This is a genomic window from Microcystis sp. 49638_E5 (assembly GCF_021300285.1).
GTDB lineage: Bacteria > Cyanobacteriota > Cyanobacteriia > Cyanobacteriales > Microcystaceae > Microcystis > Microcystis aeruginosa_C.
In genome coordinates this window covers 1-18,411 of record NZ_JAJTDH010000067.1, presented here as the reverse complement: position 1 = coordinate 18,411, position 18,411 = coordinate 1, and the positions used below count along the sequence as shown (strand labels likewise).

The 18,411-nt window shown below is 44.8% G+C and carries 22 protein-coding genes and 1 pseudogene; 5 read left to right on the top strand and 18 right to left on the bottom strand.

The window, feature by feature from the left end; translation table 11 throughout:
* Nucleotides 1-526, top strand: a 526-nt coding sequence (locus tag LW728_RS17170) for an RNA-guided endonuclease TnpB family protein (RefSeq protein ID WP_287767389.1), incomplete at its 5' end; no start/stop codon positions are given.
* Between the two features lie 271 nt (nt 527-797).
* Here the strand turns inward: LW728_RS17170 and LW728_RS17165 are convergent.
* Both LW728_RS17165 and LW728_RS17160 read right to left on the bottom strand, forming a co-directional pair.
* A pseudogene (locus LW728_RS17165) lies at nt 798-1,425 on the bottom strand (Rho termination factor N-terminal domain-containing protein).
* Nucleotides 1,422-2,756: an AAA family ATPase gene (locus LW728_RS17160; RefSeq protein ID WP_287767387.1), complete on the bottom strand. Its 1,335-nt coding sequence runs from the start codon at nt 2,754-2,756 to the stop codon at nt 1,422-1,424. The pseudogene LW728_RS17165 and the gene LW728_RS17160 overlap by 4 nt, the downstream one beginning before the upstream one ends.
* An 84-nt stretch (nt 2,757-2,840) precedes the next feature.
* On the opposite strand from LW728_RS17160, the gene LW728_RS17155 reads away from it, so the two are divergent.
* Complete coding sequence (locus tag LW728_RS17155; RefSeq protein WP_287767385.1) at nt 2,841-3,254, top strand: GAF domain-containing protein; 414 nt, start codon at nt 2,841-2,843, stop codon at nt 3,252-3,254.
* On the opposite strand, the gene LW728_RS17150 is transcribed toward LW728_RS17155, so the two are convergent.
* Both LW728_RS17150 and LW728_RS17145 read right to left on the bottom strand, forming a co-directional pair.
* Complete coding sequence (locus LW728_RS17150) at nt 3,251-4,021, bottom strand: FkbM family methyltransferase (protein ID WP_287767383.1); 771 nt, start codon at nt 4,019-4,021, stop codon at nt 3,251-3,253. The genes LW728_RS17155 and LW728_RS17150 overlap by 4 nt on opposite strands.
* Nucleotides 4,022-4,130: 109 nt before the next feature.
* Entirely contained in the window at nt 4,131-5,324 is a 1,194-nt protein-coding gene (locus LW728_RS17145; RefSeq protein ID WP_287767381.1) for an NAD(P)/FAD-dependent oxidoreductase, read from the bottom strand.
* Between the two features lie 413 nt (nt 5,325-5,737).
* Between LW728_RS17145 and LW728_RS17140 the strand changes: the two genes are divergently transcribed.
* On the top strand, nt 5,738-6,088 hold the full coding sequence (locus tag LW728_RS17140; RefSeq protein ID WP_287669232.1) for a hypothetical protein: 351 nt from the start codon (nt 5,738-5,740) through the stop codon (nt 6,086-6,088).
* On the opposite strand, the gene LW728_RS17135 is transcribed toward LW728_RS17140, so the two are convergent.
* The 6 genes from LW728_RS17135 to LW728_RS17110 form a co-directional block, all read right to left on the bottom strand.
* Nucleotides 6,089-6,658 (bottom strand): ExbD/TolR family protein, encoded by a 570-nt coding sequence (locus tag LW728_RS17135; RefSeq protein WP_002800076.1) that lies wholly within the window; start codon nt 6,656-6,658, stop codon nt 6,089-6,091.
* A gap of 18 nt (nt 6,659-6,676) precedes the next feature.
* Nucleotides 6,677-7,315 carry a MotA/TolQ/ExbB proton channel family protein gene (locus LW728_RS17130; protein ID WP_002800075.1) on the bottom strand — a complete coding sequence of 213 codons (639 nt, stop codon included), beginning with the start codon at nt 7,313-7,315 and terminating at the stop codon, nt 6,677-6,679.
* Between the two features lie 379 nt (nt 7,316-7,694).
* On the bottom strand, nt 7,695-8,642 hold the full coding sequence (locus LW728_RS17125; protein WP_002800073.1) for a F0F1 ATP synthase subunit gamma: 948 nt from the start codon (nt 8,640-8,642) through the stop codon (nt 7,695-7,697).
* 195 nt (nt 8,643-8,837) lie between these two features.
* The gene (gene atpA / locus LW728_RS17120; RefSeq protein WP_002800072.1) at nt 8,838-10,346 is read right to left on the bottom strand and encodes a F0F1 ATP synthase subunit alpha; all 1,509 of its coding nucleotides are present in this window, start codon (nt 10,344-10,346) and stop codon (nt 8,838-8,840) included.
* A 68-nt stretch (nt 10,347-10,414) separates the two neighbouring features.
* Entirely contained in the window at nt 10,415-10,963 is a 549-nt protein-coding gene (atpH, locus tag LW728_RS17115) for an ATP synthase F1 subunit delta (protein WP_002763366.1), read from the bottom strand.
* Nucleotides 10,964-11,506, bottom strand: a complete 543-nt coding sequence (locus tag LW728_RS17110) for a F0F1 ATP synthase subunit B (RefSeq protein WP_002800069.1) — start codon at nt 11,504-11,506, stop codon at nt 10,964-10,966.
* An 87-nt stretch (nt 11,507-11,593) separates the two neighbouring features.
* Between LW728_RS17110 and LW728_RS17105 the strand changes: the two genes are divergently transcribed.
* On the top strand, nt 11,594-11,728 hold the full coding sequence (locus LW728_RS17105; RefSeq protein ID WP_287669237.1) for a hypothetical protein: 135 nt from the start codon (nt 11,594-11,596) through the stop codon (nt 11,726-11,728).
* Between the two features lie 46 nt (nt 11,729-11,774).
* Here the strand turns inward: LW728_RS17105 and LW728_RS17100 are convergent, their stop codons facing one another.
* The 8 genes from LW728_RS17100 to LW728_RS17065 all read right to left on the bottom strand — a co-directional run bounded on the left by LW728_RS17100 (nt 11,775) and on the right by LW728_RS17065 (nt 18,170).
* On the bottom strand, nt 11,775-12,206 hold the full coding sequence (locus tag LW728_RS17100; RefSeq protein ID WP_002800068.1) for a F0F1 ATP synthase subunit B': 432 nt from the start codon (nt 12,204-12,206) through the stop codon (nt 11,775-11,777).
* Nucleotides 12,207-12,401: 195 nt separating this feature from the next.
* A complete protein-coding gene (atpE, locus tag LW728_RS17095) occupies nt 12,402-12,647 on the bottom strand; it encodes an ATP synthase F0 subunit C (RefSeq protein ID WP_002740068.1) in 246 nt (81 codons plus the stop codon).
* Nucleotides 12,648-12,877: 230 nt separating this feature from the next.
* Nucleotides 12,878-13,627, bottom strand: a complete 750-nt coding sequence (gene atpB, locus LW728_RS17090) for a F0F1 ATP synthase subunit A (protein ID WP_002739857.1) — start codon at nt 13,625-13,627, stop codon at nt 12,878-12,880.
* Between the two features lie 58 nt (nt 13,628-13,685).
* Entirely contained in the window at nt 13,686-14,048 is a 363-nt protein-coding gene (locus LW728_RS17085) for an ATP synthase I (RefSeq protein WP_002784830.1), read from the bottom strand.
* Nucleotides 14,049-14,431: 383 nt separating this feature from the next.
* Complete coding sequence (locus LW728_RS17080; protein WP_002800066.1) at nt 14,432-15,220, bottom strand: ion transporter; 789 nt, start codon at nt 15,218-15,220, stop codon at nt 14,432-14,434.
* A gap of 79 nt (nt 15,221-15,299) precedes the next feature.
* Nucleotides 15,300-16,217 carry an NAD(+) kinase gene (locus tag LW728_RS17075; protein WP_002779855.1) on the bottom strand — a complete coding sequence of 306 codons (918 nt, stop codon included), beginning with the start codon at nt 16,215-16,217 and terminating at the stop codon, nt 15,300-15,302.
* A gap of 23 nt (nt 16,218-16,240) precedes the next feature.
* Complete coding sequence (locus LW728_RS17070) at nt 16,241-17,218, bottom strand: SDR family oxidoreductase (RefSeq protein ID WP_002800065.1); 978 nt, start codon at nt 17,216-17,218, stop codon at nt 16,241-16,243.
* Between the two features lie 61 nt (nt 17,219-17,279).
* On the bottom strand, nt 17,280-18,170 hold the full coding sequence (locus LW728_RS17065) for a S66 peptidase family protein (RefSeq protein WP_287669241.1): 891 nt from the start codon (nt 18,168-18,170) through the stop codon (nt 17,280-17,282).
* A gap of 58 nt (nt 18,171-18,228) precedes the next feature.
* Here LW728_RS17065 and LW728_RS17060 point away from each other — a divergent pair.
* A partial coding sequence (locus tag LW728_RS17060; protein WP_287767379.1) for a DUF2887 domain-containing protein occupies nt 18,229-18,411 on the top strand: 183 nt, incomplete at its 3' end.

Here is an 18,411-nt window from a genome sequence, read left to right as displayed (position 1 = left end):
AAAACAGAAAGGCTCAAAGAATCGAGAAAAGGCAAAAATCAAAGTAGCCAAGATTCACGCTCAAATTACTGATAACAGAAAAGACCATTTACACAAGCTAACCACTCAATTAGTCCGTGAAAACCAAACGATTGTGGTTGAGAATTTAGCCGTCAAGAATATGGTCAAAAACCCTAAATTATCTCAGGCAATATCTGATGTAAGCTGGGGAGAAATAACCCGACAATTAGCCTATAAATGCCGTTGGTATGGGAGAAATTACATCGAAATAGATAGATGGTTTCCTAGCTCTAAAAGGTGTAGTAATTGCGGGTATATTGCCGAGAAAATGCCGTTAAATGTTCGAGAATGGGATTGTCCAGACTGTGGGACACACCATGACCGAGATATTAACGCCAGTAAAAATATTTTGGCCGCAGGGCTTGCGGTGTCAGTCTGTAGAGCGACCATAAGACCAGAACAGAGTAAAACTGGGGCGGCAGGTGCGAAAAATCCTTCGGGAAAGAAGCAGAAACCCAAATCGTGAGGTTTGGGAATCGCCGTCCGTTTTACGGCGGCGAGGATGTCAAAGGGACTAAATCCTTAGAGAACTACCCAAGATGATAACAGATGGACTCCACAAGCATAATCAATGCTCAAGCCCGGGATGACTCGATAGTGGTTCACGTTGAAAAAGCTCCCAATTCCATATCTTCGTTAGAAAGGCTTTGCTGCCATTTTAATTCACTTTCAATATCTTCTAGCAATTGATAATTCATAATTCATAATTCATAATTCATAATTCATACTCCTTTTTCTTATTGCGCTAATATTCTGACTAGCTCTGCTTTCTTCATCTTGCTTAAACCAACGATTCCCTTTTCTTTGGCTAGAGTCTTTAATTCGGAAACAGTCTTGAGTTTGAGAGTTTCTTCTGAAAACTCCTCAATCACTGCATCTTGTTGAGATTCAGGAGTGAGATAAAAGACAGTTTTGAGTAAATCTAATCCCTTCCCTTTTGTAATTCCACACTTGAGGGCAACAATTGAATCTAAACTCTTCCAGAATTGACGGGGAGCCTCATCAATCCTAGCAGTAGCAGTAGCTAATTTAACTGTTTTTAGGGGGCTATTCGGTTGTTCAATCAAGAACTGTAAAGCAGATTTAATTTCTTCTCTTGAAGCTGTTGACAGATTTAGTTTTGGGGTTTCTTCTCTTGCCAAAACTCTGGACAGCCACAGCATAAACAAATGAGTTGCCGATAACTTCATAGCGATCCTCTGATAATTCTTTGACGATTACAGGCAGCCAATTGCGTCCACCTGTCTGCTGTAATAGTTTGGCAGCAACTTCAATTAAAAAACTATCAGCATCGGTCCCATTGGTAATTTCTATTTCATCTAAGTAGAGATACTTCAAAGTACCAATATCGGTATATTCCATCATTGTAAAAAATACTCCTTTGCTAAGTCTTTGTAGTAGTCATGAGCGGAACGATTTTTATAAACGGCTGGCACGCGCTCAAAAGCAGCACTGGCTATAATAGCGTATTCTGGCAGGTGATGAATATGTAAATCTTTTTTGGCATTAGTGTATCTGGGATAAAAATAGGGTAAAAGGGTTTTGTCATTTTTTAGTATTTGATTAATTTCTTTTTGGGCAAGCTCTAACTGTGGTTGAGTAATCTTCTCACCGTTGAAAAAAATTGGTAAGGCTATGGGAGTCCCATCTTTTTTTAATTTTTGCATTTGCGGCAGAAACTCCTTGATGGCAGTGGCTGCATTATGAAGGGAGAATGAATTGTTATGTTTTGTCGGTAAGAGGACAACATCGGCAGCATAAACAGCCAGCCGGCTAGTAAATCGCCAATTGGGAGCTGCATCTATAAAAATGTAATCATATTCATATCTAGCTAAGTCTAATTTTCTATGGAGAGTGGATATTGTCATTTTAGCATTATACTCCAATTCCGGATACTCTGCCATTTTAGGCTCAGCAGGAACAACATCGAAGGTAATTTGTAGTTTTGAATTCTTAAAAGTATAGGGACGAATCACTGATTTTAGTTCAATATTGCGGTCAGTTAAAGTCTTTTCTAGTAGGCCATCTTCTGGTTCGATATTTAGGATAGATTTAGTTAAATCTCGTTGATTAAAATCAAAGTCTAAAACTAGAACTTTTTTACCTAAAAAGGCAAGGAAAGCGGCAAGATTTACGGTTGTGGTGGTTTTGCCTATACCGCCTTTATTATTGTAAACAGTAACCGTTAATGCTTTGGGAGTCTTGTCAATTTTTGTCTTGATCAGAGCTACAGTCTCATCAATGTTCTCAGGGGTTAGCTCTATGCAAGTAGTGGCAGGAAAAATGGTTTTACCATGTTTTCTAAATAACTGGATGTGTGAACTATTATTGATAATTCCCCATTGGGATGCTTGACACTTAGTCCCTAATAACTGACGCTTTAACTGATTGACAGTTGCCTTATAACTTGGACTATTTTCAGTTAGGTTAATATCTCTACCCTTTAACTCTATCAGCAGAAAAGGATTACTCTTTGTCTGCAAAAAAATATCGTTTGCTAGGTTTCTCCGAGTGGCAAAGTCGGTAATCCCACCGCCTCCCGTGTCGTACTGTGGGATTATCTCCGTGGTTGAAAATCCTAAATATGATATCAGGTAACGTGCAAAGTTGGTGCTAACGATCGCTTCCGACGCATCTTGAGGCAAATGCTGAAGATAAGATTTGAGACTTGTTACTCTGGGGGTGTTATCTTTCATTTGAGTTCACAAACTATAGACTAAAGTTAATGAATTGCTGTTTTTTTGAGTATAACACCCCATTTCCTCAACCCCTAAACCATTATGGAAAAATTAACTAATCTCGATCGCATTGCTGAAGAAATTTTAGGTTTAATTCCAACAGAAACGGTTATCATTGCCGAATTTGACGGTGATAGTATTTATTATCGCGCGGGTGCGGGTAAAAACACCGGGGCAATTGTGGGCAAAAGGGGTGATATTGCCACGTCGGGATTGTGTACGGTGGTTTACCGGGATAGTTGTCCGGTGGTGGTGGGACAAACTCTCGGAGATAATCGCATTCGTCAGGATATAGCGGTGGCTTTGGGGATAAAAACGGCTTTAGCTGTGCCAATTAGGGTTAATAATCGGTTATTTGGTGCAGTAATGCTTTTAAATCGTCTCGATGGTCAGGAATTGACCGATCGAGATAGTTTATTAGTGGAGGAATATCTTTGTTCTTGGCCAGATTTTTAGTAAAAGCGATTTTTGATCAGATTGGCATTGACGAATAAAGCGTTACAGTAAATTAGTCCTTCATAGGGATAGGGAGACCAATAGGATAAATCGTATAGACCATTAAAACGAAAGCCTTTTTGATACAATTGGTCGTAAATTTTTGTAAAAAATGTATGGCGAAAATCGGAGGGACGAAACCCAACTTCTGAAAGAATCATGGCAATTTTTCTTTCTTCTAGAAAATTGGTTGCTCCAGCTAAAACCTGTAGCTCATAACCCTCTGTGTCCATTTTAAGCAGGTCTATCCTATCTATCCCCTGAGCTTGACAAAAATTATCTAAGCTATCAATTGTAATTGCTTCTGTTTTGTCGGTGGATTGGCCTTGATTCTCGTCTATAGGCCGGTTTAAGGCCTCGGTGAGAGAGTTTTGTTGAGAATTAGAGTTTAAGATAATTGTTTTTTCTGAAGGTTGCTCGCCTAAAGCGATAGGAAAACAGCGAATTCGCTGATTATTAGCAAATTTTTGAGATAATTGGGTAAAAGTTTCCTTGATTGGCTCGAAACAAAGAATATCAGCTTGAGGAAATTTTTGATGAAAGTAACTACCTGTTTGTCCAATATTAGCCCCGACATCAAAAATAATCTTTGGTTGCTGGTGATGACAAATTCTTTCTATATCTGAGGCCACATCCCAACCAGCAGGGAAGGAATCGGGGGAAACTTTCTTGTAAGTCTCAAGACTCAATTCATGAATCAAATTTTTCAGCCGGCTTTTAATGCTCATAATTGTTTTGTAAATTAGGAGGGTAATTGATACAGTCAATATAGCAATCGAAGGGACAAGTAACTAGAGTAAAAAAAGTCACTTTAATTATCCTCTGTCCCTGCAACTGTTACTCAGAAATGAGGGATAAAAGCGGTTGGGTAATCCAGTTGAATGCTACGGCGATTTGATGGTTAAGGGTGGGCAGACGGTAGAGATAGACTAAGCGACGGGTAAGATGGGCAAGGGGACCGGCTAATTCTAGTCCTAAACCGCTAATGGTAGCTTCATCGACTCCGAGGGTCAACATTTCGCCTAAAGGTTGATAACGGAAGGGCAAAGCCGGTTTATCGTGGAAACTCGCCCAAATATTCCAAGCGCAGTAGTCGGACTGTTGAAGGGCCACTTGGGCCGTGGCAGCGTATGGTTTATCCTCTTGGTCGCGACCATCGGCCGCATCGCCGATCGCGTAGATGCTGGGGTTTTCGACAGTTTGTAAATATTGATTAACTTTTAGTAATTTGCGCTCATTATGTGCTATGGGCAAATTAGCGAGCAGTGGGGAGGCGATCGGACTAACGGTCCAGAGAATTAGATCAACGGGGATATTGTCGATCTGTCCTTTGTAGTCAAGGGAGAGGCGATCCGCTTGGATGTCGGCGACGGTGGTTTCTAGGTCTAACCAAACTAGACGTTTTTCTAGGGCTTTTTTGGCGGTGTCGCGGTTAAATTGGTTTGAAGGGCCAAGTATATCGCTATTTCTTTCGATCAGACGAATTCTTCCCCTTTCTCCGAGGCGATCAGCCAGCTTACAGGCTAATTCTACGCCGCTATAACCGCCCCCGATAATGGCGACCCGGATTTTATCGCGATCGGATTGTTCTAGGGTTTTGAGTCGATCCCGAAGACGATAGGCATCCTCTAGACTACGAAAGGGGATAGCGTGGGTTCTGGCCCCGGGTAGGAAGTCAAGGGAAGATTGACCACCGAGGGCGATCACGAGGCGTTCATAGCATATATCGTTTTGATTGTCAAGGGTTATTTTATGATTATTAACATCGATCGCCGTGACGGTTCCCTGTTGGAAGTCAACGGGGGTATTAGCGAGCAATTCGCTGAAAGGGGGAGCTATTTCCCAGGATTGCAGTTCTGAGGTGACTAATTCGTAGAGAAGGGGAGAAAATAAAAAGCGATCGTTTTTATCAATTAAGGTAATTTGGGGGGTGTGTTGATCGGTCCAAGGCAATTGACTCAAACGTAAAGCAGTATAGAGTCCACCAAAACCACCACCGAGAATACAAATTTTTGGGCTTGAGTCAGTCATATCGATCGCTGAGGGTTTTGTTTCTTATTTTGACACTCCCTGCCGTGAAATGGACGGGGAACCTGAAACCCAAATTTTCGGTAAAGCAAGGAAAGAAAAATAGTTTTTATTTATCTACCCAGCCAAATCGTCAGCAAAGCCACAATTGTAGCCAGAAAAAGAATATGATTCATCCAATCGTCGAAAGACCAATTTTTAAACATAATTAGCTCCTTAAAATCGAGGCTTACTGCTCAACAGCTTACCTTAATTTCTAATAGAAGTACTATCGGGTGCAGCCGGTTGACTCTGGCAATATATTAAGATTAGTTAAGGGCAGTAAAGGGATCGTTAAATCAATCATAAATTGTTATAGTCCATCTCTTCTAGAGCCTAGCATAGAGGGGAAACCTCCTTAATCCCTAGGTAATTACATGAATGGACTACAACAACAGATTATCAGTCTTGATCGGAAAGTCGATCGTCTACAGGATATTGTCGAAAGCCTCGGCCAGCAAATTGCTATCCTAGCCAAGGATAAATCGAGTCATTCCCTGCGAGAATCCCTGGACATGGTCGGTTTTTCCGAGTTATCCGATAATAGCCTCTACGATCATAAAGATATTCTCCGGGATCACGGTGGCAAACAGGCCCCGGCTGTCAATGGCGATAATTCTTTTGCCGATGAAATCCAAATTCGCCGATTGACGGCACAATTGACGGCGGCTTACAATCGTATTGCTGCTCTCGAAGAGCAATTACTCACCTATCGCATCCATTCCTAGTTAATTTCTGCCCAGAGGATTGGGTAAACCGGGTGAGGTGGGATTAGTCGGCAAATTGGGCAAAGGATTGCTATTTTCCAGGGTGGGATTGTTAGCCTCCCCCGATAGAGTCGCTAAAGCCACGCGATCGCCGCCCACCTGTCGCAGCAGGTCTAAAACCCCTACCACTTCGTTATAACTGGCATTTCTGGAGGCATTCAGTACCATCAGTCCATTGGGACTATATTGATGATAATTCTTGATTGCCTCGAATAACTGGGGACGAGTCACCATCTGCTTTTCGACGTAGAGTTGTCCGAAATCATCGAGACTAACCACCAACATTTCCCGCATCGGGGTGGTGGCGGTACTAGCTTTCGGTAAATCGAGGCTGATGGCCTGTTGGCGAGATAATCCCACTGCACCGAGAATAAAGAAGGTGAGAATACAGAAAATTACATCGATCAAGGGAATGATATTAACCTGCACATCCTCTTGAATGCGGTGTTGATCATGCCATAATTTGAGCGGACGAGCCGTAATATGGCTACTTTTTGGCTTTTTGTGGTTCAGAGATTTAGTTTCGGCCATGGCTGATAAGGGAGAGATTTAGCGATCGAGGGGTTTTTCTAGGTTAGCACTGAGGGAGTATTGTTGGTCTTCCCCATCTAGCCAACGTTGACGGTAGATAATTTCTAAATCACTGCCAGCCTTGCGAAAAATTCGGGCTTGATTGAACCAGAGTCCCTGAAAAATGCGATAGAAAGCGAGGCTAAAGATAGCGACAATTAAGCCAGTAGCGGTGGAAATTAAAGCTTCACTAATACCTAAAGTTACTCCGGCTGTGGAGGAAGTTCCCAGGTCACTCAGTTGAATATTAGCCAAAGAGGTAATTAAACCGAGTACCGTTCCTAATAATCCTAGCAGGGGAGAAAGGGCGATGACTGCCTCAAGGATTTTATCGCCCCGTTTCATTAGGGATAATTGTTCATCGGCAGCCGATTCGAGGGCAAAGTGAAAAACCTCTGGATCTGGATTTTCTAAGCGCAGGGGAGCATAAAGATAGCTACCGATGGGGTGATTGCGGGAATCCCTAGCGACTTTTGCTGCCAAATCCCAGTTACGGATGGCGGATTCCATAATGCGATTTAAAATCTGGCCCTCACTCAGGAGGGTGCGACTCCAAAACCAAATTCGTTCGATAATAGTGCTAAGAGCTAAAATAGACAGAAAAAGCAGCGGCCACATGGCCACTCCGCCTTTTTGGATTAAATCAGTTATACTCACGAGTTTTTTTGTCCCTCCAATACCGGGCGATCGGGTAATGATTATAGTTTAAGGATTATAGTTTAAGATTTAGCTTAATCGATTGACATTTATAGTTCTCACGCTGACTTACAATACAGGATGAGATGGGGCTTTTCAAGGGGCCCGAATGTCAGAAAAGGGATTGCGCTGACTCTATTTGAACCTAATTCGGGGCAGAGAAGTCTAAACCACGGCTATCTGGGGTTTGCCGAAAAGGTTTTTCGTGGGGCAGGGTGTGGGATTTTACGCCAGCTACTATAAAAAAAAGGAGTGAAAATAATCACTCCTACTGATAATTAAAAGAAAAACTGGCTTAAACCTAGAGAGCATTGGCTCCCGCTACTACTTCTAACAATTCTTGGGTAATAGCGGCTTGACGCGCTTTGTTGTAGGTACGGCTTAAAGTGCCAATTAACTCGCTGGCGTTCTCGCTGGCGTTACTCATCGCTGTCATCCGGGCTGCTAATTCACTAGCTGCCGATTCCTGGAGGGCGCGCAGTAATTGGTTATTTAAGTACAAAGGCAGCAGAGAATCGAGGATTTGGACGGGATTCTGCTCAAAAATCATGTCTTGGGGAAAAACCTGCGCTGGTTGGCTGGCCATTTTTTCCCGTTGTACCTTAAATTTTCCCTCTTTAGTCACCAAACGGAAAATCTCGTCATCCTGTACCGCTAAACCTTGAGTAGTTAAAGGTAACAGGGTTTGAATCACCGGAGTGGCACTGATCAGGGAGATAAAACGAGTATAAATTAACTCGACGCGATCGACTGTTTCCGATAAAAATAAGGAAAGCAATTCATCCCCAATCGTGCCAGCTTCATCGGCAGTGGGAATCTGTTCGAGGTTAATAAATTTAGCGGCAATGGGAGCATTGCGGCGCTCGAAATATTGTGCCGCTTTTCGGCCGGCAACCACTAATTGATAGTTAATCCCTTGCTCTTTTAATTCATTCATCCGTTGTTCGGCACGACGGATGACGTTAGTATTATAACCGCCACAAAGACCTCGATCGCCTGTGACTACTAACAGAGCCACGGTTTTTACTTCCCGTTGGGCCAGTAGGGGTAAATTAACATCACTAAAGGCTAAACGACCTTGGAGATTATAAAGTACCTGAGCGAGGGCATCGGCAAAAGGACGGGTACAGAGAACTTGTTCTTGAGCGCGGCGCACTTTGGCGGCCGCCACCAGACGCATGGCCTCGGTAATTTTTTTGGTATTTTTGACCGATTGAATTTGGTCGCGAATCGCTTTGAGATTAGGCATAATTCAGTTATCAGTTATCAGTTATCAGTTATCAGTCATCAGTCATCAGTTATCAGATTGGAGTTTTAAGTGAGCAGTATGTGTTAAGTGAGCAGTACTAAATAGCAGTTTCTGGCCATCTTTTCACTGTTTACTGGTCACTGTTTACTGATCACTGATAACTGAAAAGGCTGACAGCTTAAAGCTCACAGAAGTTTACTTGAAAGCCTGTTTGTACTCGTTGATGCCATCTTTGAGCAGGCCTTCTGCTTCGTCGTTGAGTTGTTTTTCAGTGCTGACGATCTCAACGTAGCGAGGTTTGCTGGTTTTCAGGTATTCGCGTAAACCGGCGCAGAAATCGATAACTTTATCGGTGGCGATATCGTCGAGATAACCATTTAAACCGGCATAAACCACCGCCACCTGTTCCCAAACGGAGAGGGGGAAGTTTTGGGGCTGTTTCAGGATTTGACGCAGACGTTGACCGCGAGCCAGTTGTGATTGGGTGGCCGCATCAAGGTCAGAAGCGAATTGAGCAAAAGCTTCTAATTCGTCAAACTGGGCTAATTCCAGTTTTAATTTACCGGCAACTTTCTTCATCGCTTTAGTTTGGGCCGCCGAACCCACGCGGGATACGGAAATACCAGCGTTAATAGCGGGACGGAAACCAGCGTTAAAGAGGTCGGTGGAGAGGAAGATCTGACCGTCAGTAATCGAGATTACATTGGTGGGAATGTAGGCGGAAACGTCACCGGCTTGGGTTTCAATAATCGGCAGGGCGGTCATGCTACCACCACCGAGGGCATCGCTGAGTTTAGCGGCACGCTCTAGTAAACGGGAGTGGAGATAGAAAACGTCGCCGGGGTAAGCTTCACGACCGGGAGGACGACGCATGAGCAGAGATAGCTGACGATAAGCTTGAGCCTGTTTGGTGAGGTCATCGTAGATAACTAGGGTTGCTTTGCCTTTATACATGAAGTATTCGGCGATCGAAGCTCCGGTGTAGGGGGCGATATACTGGAGGGTGGCGGGGTCGTTAGCGTTAGCGGCCACCACCACGGTGTAATCCATGGCGCCTCTTTGGGTGAGGGTGTCGATTACTTGGGCGACGGTGGAGGCTTTTTGACCGATGGCGACATAGACACAGATCACGTCTTCGCTTTTCTGGTTAATGATTGTGTCAATGGCGATCGCTGTTTTCCCAGTTTTTCTGTCACCGATAATTAACTCCCGTTGACCACGACCGACGGGAATCATGGCATCGATAGCGGTAATGCCGGTTTGCATCGGTTCACAGACGGATTTGCGAGCGACAATACCGGGGGCGGGGGATTCCACCAGACGGGTTTCGCTGGCGAGTATGTCTCCTTTACCGTCGATGGGACGACCGAGGGCATCAACCACGCGGCCGACTAAGGCTTCACCCACGGGAACCTGAGCGATTTTACCGGTAGCTTTCACCGTACCGCCTTCTTTAATCCCGAAACCGTCACCCATTAACACCGCGCCGACGTTATCTTCTTCGAGGTTAAGGGCGATGCCGACGGTTCCATCTTCAAATTCTAATAGTTCTCCCGACATGGCCTGTTGTAGGCCGTAGATGCGGGCAGTACCGTCACCTACTTGTAGGACGGTTCCCACGTTGGAGACCTGTACTTCTTGGTTATAGGATTCGATCTGTTGACGAATAATCGTGCTAATTTCGTCGGGTCTGATAGCTACCATAGTTTAATCTGGGAAAAGGTAAAAAATTAGAAGGTGAAAAAACGGCAAAAAAGGGAGATTAGATGACCTTAGCGCAGGGAGAGGCTGAGGCGTTGTAGTTGACCGCGAATGCTGGCATCAAAGACCTGAGAACCGACTTTGATCACCACACCACCGATGAGGCTGCCATCAACTTTGGTTTTCAGTTCGACCACGTTCGCCCCGGTCAGGGTTTTCACTTTGTCGATGACGATTTGTTTTTGGCTATCGTTCAATTCGGTGGCCGAGGAAACTTCCGCTAAAACGGTGTTAGTCAGCACTCTGGCCAAGGTGAGATATTGTTGACAAACGGGTTCTAAAAATTGAATCCGACGTTTATCGACTAATAACATCATGAAGTTAGTTAAATAGGGATTGGCACTGCTCCCCATTACTTGGGAAAGAACGGCTTTTTTAGCTTCTTCTTTGATGACGGGATTGCCGATAAAAGCTCTTAGATCGGGAGCATTTTCCAACAATTCTAAGAGGGATTTAATTTCGCCGCCGATCGCTTCTAATTGTCCGCTGCTTTGGGCGACGGAAAGTAATGCTTGGGCGTAGGGTTCGGCAATTTCTGAACTGATTAAACTTCCCTGCATCTATTTACCTCCTAGGTTGGCCAAACTGCGATCAATTAGGGTTTGTTGTACCGATTCTTCCAGGCCGGCGCTTAATTGGGATTCCACGTTAGCTAAGGCTAAAGCGGTAATTCTTTGGCGTAATTCTACTAAAACGCGATCCTGTTCCGCCGAGAGATCTTTAGCGGCACTTTCGCGCATTCTTTGAATATCGAGTTCGGCTTGGGCGGCGATGTCGGCGGTGACAGCTTTAGCTCTAGATCGAGAGTTATCGATAATTTTTTCCGCCTCTTGTTTTGCCAGGGCGAGTTTTTTCTGTTCTTCGGCGAGGGCGGTAGCGGCAATATTTTTCCGGTTTTCAGCTTCGGCTAAAGCTTCAGCAATCTTCGACTGACGTTCTCCGAGGATTTGTCCGAGAACTTTGCGGCCGTAGAAGATGACTAAACCGAGCAGAATCGAGAGGTTAAATAGGTTAGTTCCTAAGATATCGGTGTTGATGCCGAATCCCTCTGCTGCCGCTTCCTTCGCCTCCGTGGCTAATAATAAAATTGTGTCGATGATCATGATTATTGAGGGCGGGGAGTAGGTTGTTCAGTTATCAGTTATCAGTTATCAGTTATCAGTCTTCTAACTTGAAAGTGGGCTTCGGCCGTGAGACTTCGGACGTTCGGCCAGATCAGTCGAGCCGCGCGAGCTTTTGTCGAACGCTCAGCCGAACGGAAGTGGGAAGTGGGTACTACTTTCATGCTTGGCGGTGCTAACTTTGGCATCGGGACTAACTCCTGACGACTGAGTTCTATCTTTTTACTGATCACTGTTATTAACCAGGGGTTTAGCGAACGAGTTCGGGGCCGAGGAGTTTTTCGAGAATTTGACGGGAAAGAGAGGCCACTTGTCCTTCTAGAGAACGAAAGGCTTCTTCTTTCTGTTGGGCAATTTCGGCGGCGACGGCTTCCTTACGGGAGATCGCTTCTTTTTGGGCTGCGGCAACTCGTTCGCTGGCTAGTTTTTGGGCCTCGGCTTGCGCTTGGGCGATAATCTCTTGGGATTGTTTACGAGCCGAACTTAATTGCAATTCGTACTCTTGTACCAGTGCTTCGGTTTTGGCTAGTTGTTCTTTGGCTCCGCCTTCCGTTTGCCGAATATACTCCGCCCGTTCATCTAAAACTTTACTGAGGGGTTTATAAAAAACGGCGTTCAGGATCACTGCCAAAAGAATAAACTGTAGTGCCATCACTGGCAGGGTGGCATCGAAATCAAACATTGATTTATTCCTGATAAATAGAAGCTATAGGCAGGTTCAAAAAAGGAAGACGATCCCCCTGATTTAACAATGAACAGTCAGGGGGGATCAGCAAAATTCCCTTAATTAGCTATCAGCCTTCCGTGTTTTTTTAGAGTTTTGAAAACTCGCCCGCCAAGCTGGGGACTGGGGGCTGATAGCCCACTGCTTTTTTAATTAGGCGAAGGGGTTAGCGAACAGTAAAACGAGAGCGATAACCAAACCGTAGATGGTTAAGGATTCCATGAATGCCAAGCTGAGGAGAAGGGTACCACGAATTCTTCCTTCAGCTTCGGGTTGACGGGCGATACCGGAAACAGCTTCTCCAGAAGCGGTACCTTGACCAACGCCGGGGCCGATAGCGGCTAAACCAACGGCGAGGGCGGCGGCGATAACGGAAGCGGCAGCTACTGTGGGGTTCATGGTGATTTTTTCCTCTATTTACTAATCAATTTCAATCTGTTGTTTACAGAGCGCGTTCTCAGCCGTAAAAAATGGCTGGTTTTCTGCTCAAAACTCCCGAAAGAGTTTTTGGGAAAGAACGATCCTGGAATTCAGTTGCTCATCCTGAATTCGACCAATAATTTCTTAGTTATTATCCTATTATTTGGACACTTTTCCCTAAGAAATTTTTCTGTTTTCGTCTCTCGCTTTTAAGCGTGTTCTTCTTCGTGTTCCGATTCCAGTGCCTCATGGATATAGGCCCCGGCAAGGGTAGCGAAGACAAGGGCCTGGATAGCGCTGGTAAATAAACCGAGAGCCATCAGGGGGAGGGGTACGACTAGGGGGACGAGGAAGACTAATACGGCTACTACCAACTCGTCCGCGAGGATGTTTCCGAAAAGACGGAAGCTGAGGGAGAGGGGTTTGGTAAAGTCTTCTAAAATTTTGATCGGTAATAGCACGGGAATCGGCTCTAGGTAGTGAGCGAAGTAACCGAGTCCTTTTTTACTGATGCCCGCGTAGAAGTAAGCGAGGGAAGTCAGTAGGGCTAACGCCACCGTGGTATTGATGTCGTTAGTGGGGGCGGCTAATTCTCCTTCGGGCAGTTCGATTAACTTCCAAGGAATCAAGGCCCCTAACCAGTTAGAAACGAAAATAAATAAAAATAGGGTGCCGATGAAGGGCAACCAGGGTCGATATTCCTTTTCTCCTAGCTGGTTTTTGGCTAAATCGCGCAGAAATTCCAGAACGTACTCCATAAGGTTTTGAATACCGCTAGGGACTTTCTGGATTTTGCGGGTAGCGGCGATCGAGGCGATGATTAAGATAGCGAAGACGATCCAGGAGACCGCGATCACTTGCCCGTGAATTTTTAGTCCGCCGATGTGCCAGTACCAGTGTTGTCCCACTTCCAGGGAAGCGAGGCTATAAAAATTAAGCACACTTAAACTGTCTAACATTTCTACCTTAGAGAGATTCGGGTTCGCAAATCAGGGTTATTTTTAACGGTCAAAGGGTTTAGGAATCGCCTTTCTGCTCCAGCTTGAAGATGGTTTGCAGGGTATAGACGATGATCGCCCCTTTATAGGTCAAAAACCCCAAAAAAACTGGCACTATGTGCAGTTCTTGCCAACGACTGGCGATGATGATTAATCCGGCGAATAGGGCTAATCCTTTTTTTCCCACGCGATTTTTCGTTACCCCCAATTTTTCCACTTCCCCGGCGAGGAGTTTTAGGTAAACAACTCCCACCATTGCCCCTAATAGGTAATTAAGGGCGGTATTGAGGGAATAAAACAGCCACACGGGTATAAAGATCAGACCGCTTAAGATCAGGGTGGTGATCAATAAGGTGTTTTGTAGTTGATAGTATTCCCGCATCGGATCTGACGGCGGGTTGGTTTCTGGGGTTGGGGGAGATTCGATCGATGGGTCAGACAAGGTACACCTAAATCAGCGATAGACTAATCTCAATATCTGGATTGCTTTCCGAGCTATGACGCTCAGGTGAGCCACAAGACATATTATCACGGCAGTGGCAACAATTATTAAGCAATTGTAAATTGTGATGATTCCGTCGGTCGTCGGGAGACTCCGAGACTCCGAGACTCCGAGTCGGGAGATAGGGTGATAGGGATTTAGGGGTTTAGGGGTTTGGGGAAATTTCAGCCAAATGCTCCACTTCCCAATTCATAATTCATAATTCATAATTACCCACACCCCACTTCCTCATCTCCCCACCCTCCCTTTGGCCAGAATTACTCTCAATCAGGTTTTTTTAAGAGTTTTGCGCCACAGTTTTTACAAAAATTGGCATCTATATCGTGACGGGGTAAACCACAATCTGGACAAGGATAATCAATTTGAGTGCCAGATTTTAATGTTTGTTTAGTCAGATCGCTAATTTGCAAGGGAATTAACAAAACTCCCGTTAAAATCATTAAAACTGTCAGCATTTTACCATTATCAGATAGGGGAGTCACATCCCCAAATCCCACGGTAGTCATAGTCACAACGGCGAAGTAAAAAGCATCAAAAAATGTCCGATAGACTTGAGGATTAATCGGGTGTTCGATCTGATAAATTAAACCCGCATAGACAAAAATAATCGAAAATAGAGTTAGTAATATGCGAGTAAATACTATCTGATCAGAAGTTTTAATCCGAAAAATAGAGAGATCGGAACCAAAAAAACGAATCACTCGCAAAATTCTAAACCAGCGAAAAATTCTAAAAAACCTAATATCAAAAAAACCAAAAAATAGGGGCAGAATTGACAATAAATCTAGGATGGAAAAAATATTAAAAACAAAGCCTAGTTTTGATTCCGCACACCAAAACCGAATTAAATACTCTAGGGAAAATAAGCTTAAAATTCCCCAATCAAGCTGACGTAACCACATTTGCCAAGTGGCGGATAAGGGATAGGTTTGAGCCACATAAATCCCCAAAGAGAGTAAAATTAATGCCAAGATAAGCAGATTTACTGTCAGTCCGATCGCCGTGGTGACATCCTCTAAATAAAAAGCTATCTTGGCACGAAAAGAGAGCATAAATTCAGCTATCAGTAAACAGTAACCAGCAATCAATGAACTGAAAGCTCACATCTGATAACTGATAACTGATAACTGATTAAGGTAATTCCACCGAAGTTGGTTTAGCAATATGAGGCAAACCCCAACCCAATTTTTCCCGGAGGATGCGGAAGAATTCCGTAGATTGCAGACGAATAAAATGGACTTGGTGGGGCGATTTCTGCACATTAATTCGATCTTCTGGCAAGATATAAGAACCGCCATTACCGTCCACTACCATCACCATCCGGTTAGCAGTTGCTGGAAAAATATTCACAGTTTCCTTGTCAGAAAATACCAAGGATCTGGAAGCTAAAGAATGGGGACAAATGGGAGCTAATTGTAATACTGGCACATCGGGAGTTATTACCGGGCCGCCAGCGCTGAGAGCATAGGCAGTAGAACCGGTGGGAGTGGAGAGAATCACCCCATCGGCAGCGATATCGACGGGTGCGTGTTCACCAATTTGAATCTCAAAATGACACATACTGGTGAGGGGTTCCCGGTGGACGACCACCTCATTGAGAGAAAGTGCCTCCCAGAGGAGGGTATCTTCGCGAAACAGTCGCACCGTGATCATCGAGCGATTTTCGATGGTGTAGTTCCCCTCTAAAACCTGCTCTAAGGCAGGTTCAAGCTGATTTAGGTAAATTTCGGTCAAAAAGCCCATGTGTCCCGTATTGACCGTTAACAGGGGCAAATTGAGGGTGGCCAACTGCCGGGCTGCCGATAGGACTGTACCATCGCCCCCCAAAACGATCGCAAAACTTAAATCTTGCTCGAAGTGGGGGGGGACTAACTGATCGATCGGGGTAAAACAAACCGGACGAGAGGGTTTAGAATGGCCTAGCAGGCCACCGCTGCCGGTAGCCATAAACACCTGCCAACCTAGGGAAAGTAGCTGATCTTGTATCTGATGGGCTGTTTTACAAGCGATAGGCTTAATATCGTTGTAAATAATGCCGATTTTGGGCATTGACAAATTTTCCTACTGCTGAATCACGCTTTCTTTTTGAAAGGAGTTTTCTTCTTCTTCTGAGCTTTTTGTTTCTCGAAGTCGATTTCCTTGAGCTTCTTGAGAATGCGGCTAAAGTATTCTTGTAAATAGGATTCTAAAGTAGTTGTTTGACTCGGATCAAGGCCAAATACTTGATAAACTTCTTTCATTGGAGCATCAAGAGCTTGATCACTAGCGAGAACTTCCGCAAAAGCTAGTCGGTCAGATATATTATAGGTCCATTGGAAACAACGGCTTATTCCTCGCATAAAACGCAGTAATCCCATGGGTAAACGCCAAATTTTCCCCTCTTTACCCGATAGGCGCTCGCAAACTTCGATAATTTCTTCAGCTTTCCAAGCTTTGCTGCCGACTACGGGATAGGATTGGCCGACGGTTTCGGGGACTTCTAAAGCGCGAACGGCGAATTTAGCGATATCTTGGGTGTCCATGTAGGCGATCGCCGTACTTTCCCCCGTGATCCAGACCGTTTGATTATCTAACATCGGGATGGCGTATTGACCGATTAACCCCTGCATGAAGCCACAGGGACGGAGAATTGTATATTTTAAACCCGATTCTGCTAGAAATTTCTCGGTACAGCGTTTTATCTCCATCAAAGGCACGTTGGGATATTTTTCGGCATTGAGAATCGAGAAGAAAATAAAGCGATCAACTCCGGCAGTTTTGGCCGCTTGAATCAGATTAACTTTACCATCCCAATCCACCTGTTTAATGCTGGCTGAGTCCGTCGCCCGGGCAGTAGCGGCATCGATCACCGCGTCCATTCCCTCTAAAGCAGTAATAATCGTACTTTTATCCCGCAGGGTTCCCCCGACTAATTCCGCGCCCCATTCCTTCAAAAAAGCCGCTTTTCTCTGACTGCGTACCAAACAACGCACTTGATGTCCCTGATCGATGGCATGACGCACGATCTGTCGCCCTAGGGTTCCTGTCGCACCGACAACTAATACTTTCATCTATAATTAATTTTTTGTTACATTTGTTAACACTTCTCTAAGATACTATCAAAAAAGTGGATCATTGGGGATAGAAAAATTCTAAGATTCCCCGATCCCCGTCCAGTTCTACCATTGTTCCCACAGGTAAAGCGGCATTATCGCCATCATGACCGAAAGGTAACTCAGCAATAACCGCAATGCCCAAATCGCCCAAACGCTCTTTTAAGACTTCCTCTACGGTTTGACTATCACTGCCGGAGGCCGCCAGACAACGGCTAAAACGACCGAGAGCAATGCCTTTAATTTGGGAGAAAATGCCCAGCATTCGCCACTGAGTTAACATTCGATCAATTCGGTAGGGGGCCTCGGTTACGTCCTCTAGGGCTAAAATTACCCCCTCTAGGGTGGGTTGAACCGAGGTTGCGAGGAGATGGGTGGCTACGGTTAAATTAGCCGGTAATAAGCGTCCCCGCACTTTTCCCCCACCCCAACCTTGACCGATAAGAGGGGCTAAAGGACGACCTTCTAGGAGAGAAAAGAGACGATCAATTGATTGGGGACTTTCTTGGGCTAAGGTGGTTAAAACTGGACCGTGAACGCTACAGATGCCCTGTTTCGCTAAACTCCATAAAATCCCCGTCACGTCGGAAAAACCGATTAACCATTTTGGGTTAGTTTTTGCCCATGTCCAATTTTCTAAGAGGCGAGCGCTACCGTAACCCCCCCTCGCGCAGAGAATTGCTTGACAATCGGGATCTTGCCATGCTTGGGCTAAAGCTTGACGACGTTGCTCGTCGCTACCGGCGAGATAACCGAGACGATTGGCCCAATTCTCGCTAAATTCCACTTGATAACCCCTCGATCGCCAGATTTCTACGCCTTTTTCTAGGGCGGCTAATTCCTTGACGGTGCCACTGGTGGCCACCAGAGAAACTTTAGCACCGGGTTGCAGAAACGATGGGATGATCATAGGTTAATTCTCTTTTGTTGGCGGATTAAGCGGAAATTACAGGCAATTTTGTGGCAGCATGAAAACTGACAGCATATTCTATCGAATGTTTCTCGATTTTCCCGATTCGTTCTTTGAATTAATTGAGCGACCCGATGCTATGGTTAGCAATTATCGATTTACTTCCCAAGAAGTCAAACAACTAGCTTTTCGATTGGATGGTTTATTTTTGCCGCTCGATAATCTGGAAAATTTGCCCTTT

What these genes read in the sequence shown, in the direction of transcription:
- LW728_RS17085 (WP_002784830.1), bottom strand. Translation starts at nt 14,048, where the DNA reads ATGCGGGAATACTATCAACTACAAAACACCTTATTGATCACCACCCTG.
- LW728_RS17140 (WP_287669232.1), top strand. Translation starts at nt 5,738, where the DNA reads ATGAATGGACTACAACAACAGATTATCAGTCTTGATCGGAAAGTCGAT.
- LW728_RS17065 (WP_287669241.1), bottom strand. Translation starts at nt 18,170, where the DNA reads ATGATCATCCCATCGTTTCTGCAACCCGGTGCTAAAGTTTCTCTGGTG.
- LW728_RS17110 (WP_002800069.1), bottom strand. Translation starts at nt 11,506, where the DNA reads ATGATCATCGACACAATTTTATTATTAGCCACGGAGGCGAAGGAAGCG.
- LW728_RS17160 (WP_287767387.1), bottom strand. Translation starts at nt 2,756, where the DNA reads ATGAAAGATAACACCCCCAGAGTAACAAGTCTCAAATCTTATCTTCAG.
- atpE (WP_002740068.1), bottom strand. Translation starts at nt 12,647, where the DNA reads ATGAACCCCACAGTAGCTGCCGCTTCCGTTATCGCCGCCGCCCTCGCC.
- LW728_RS17130 (WP_002800075.1), bottom strand. Translation starts at nt 7,315, where the DNA reads ATGTGGCCGCTGCTTTTTCTGTCTATTTTAGCTCTTAGCACTATTATC.
- LW728_RS17125 (WP_002800073.1), bottom strand. Translation starts at nt 8,642, where the DNA reads ATGCCTAATCTCAAAGCGATTCGCGACCAAATTCAATCGGTCAAAAAT.
- atpH (WP_002763366.1), bottom strand. Translation starts at nt 10,963, where the DNA reads ATGCAGGGAAGTTTAATCAGTTCAGAAATTGCCGAACCCTACGCCCAA.
- LW728_RS17145 (WP_287767381.1), bottom strand. Translation starts at nt 5,324, where the DNA reads ATGACTGACTCAAGCCCAAAAATTTGTATTCTCGGTGGTGGTTTTGGT.
- atpA (WP_002800072.1), bottom strand. Translation starts at nt 10,346, where the DNA reads ATGGTAGCTATCAGACCCGACGAAATTAGCACGATTATTCGTCAACAG.
- atpB (WP_002739857.1), bottom strand. Translation starts at nt 13,627, where the DNA reads ATGTTAGACAGTTTAAGTGTGCTTAATTTTTATAGCCTCGCTTCCCTG.
- LW728_RS17150 (WP_287767383.1), bottom strand. Translation starts at nt 4,021, where the DNA reads ATGAGCATTAAAAGCCGGCTGAAAAATTTGATTCATGAATTGAGTCTT.
- LW728_RS17100 (WP_002800068.1), bottom strand. Translation starts at nt 12,206, where the DNA reads ATGTTTGATTTCGATGCCACCCTGCCAGTGATGGCACTACAGTTTATT.
- LW728_RS17135 (WP_002800076.1), bottom strand. Translation starts at nt 6,658, where the DNA reads ATGGCCGAAACTAAATCTCTGAACCACAAAAAGCCAAAAAGTAGCCAT.
- LW728_RS17070 (WP_002800065.1), bottom strand. Translation starts at nt 17,218, where the DNA reads ATGAAAGTATTAGTTGTCGGTGCGACAGGAACCCTAGGGCGACAGATC.
- LW728_RS17075 (WP_002779855.1), bottom strand. Translation starts at nt 16,217, where the DNA reads ATGCCCAAAATCGGCATTATTTACAACGATATTAAGCCTATCGCTTGT.
- LW728_RS17080 (WP_002800066.1), bottom strand. Translation starts at nt 15,220, where the DNA reads ATGCTCTCTTTTCGTGCCAAGATAGCTTTTTATTTAGAGGATGTCACC.
- LW728_RS17155 (WP_287767385.1), top strand. Translation starts at nt 2,841, where the DNA reads ATGGAAAAATTAACTAATCTCGATCGCATTGCTGAAGAAATTTTAGGT.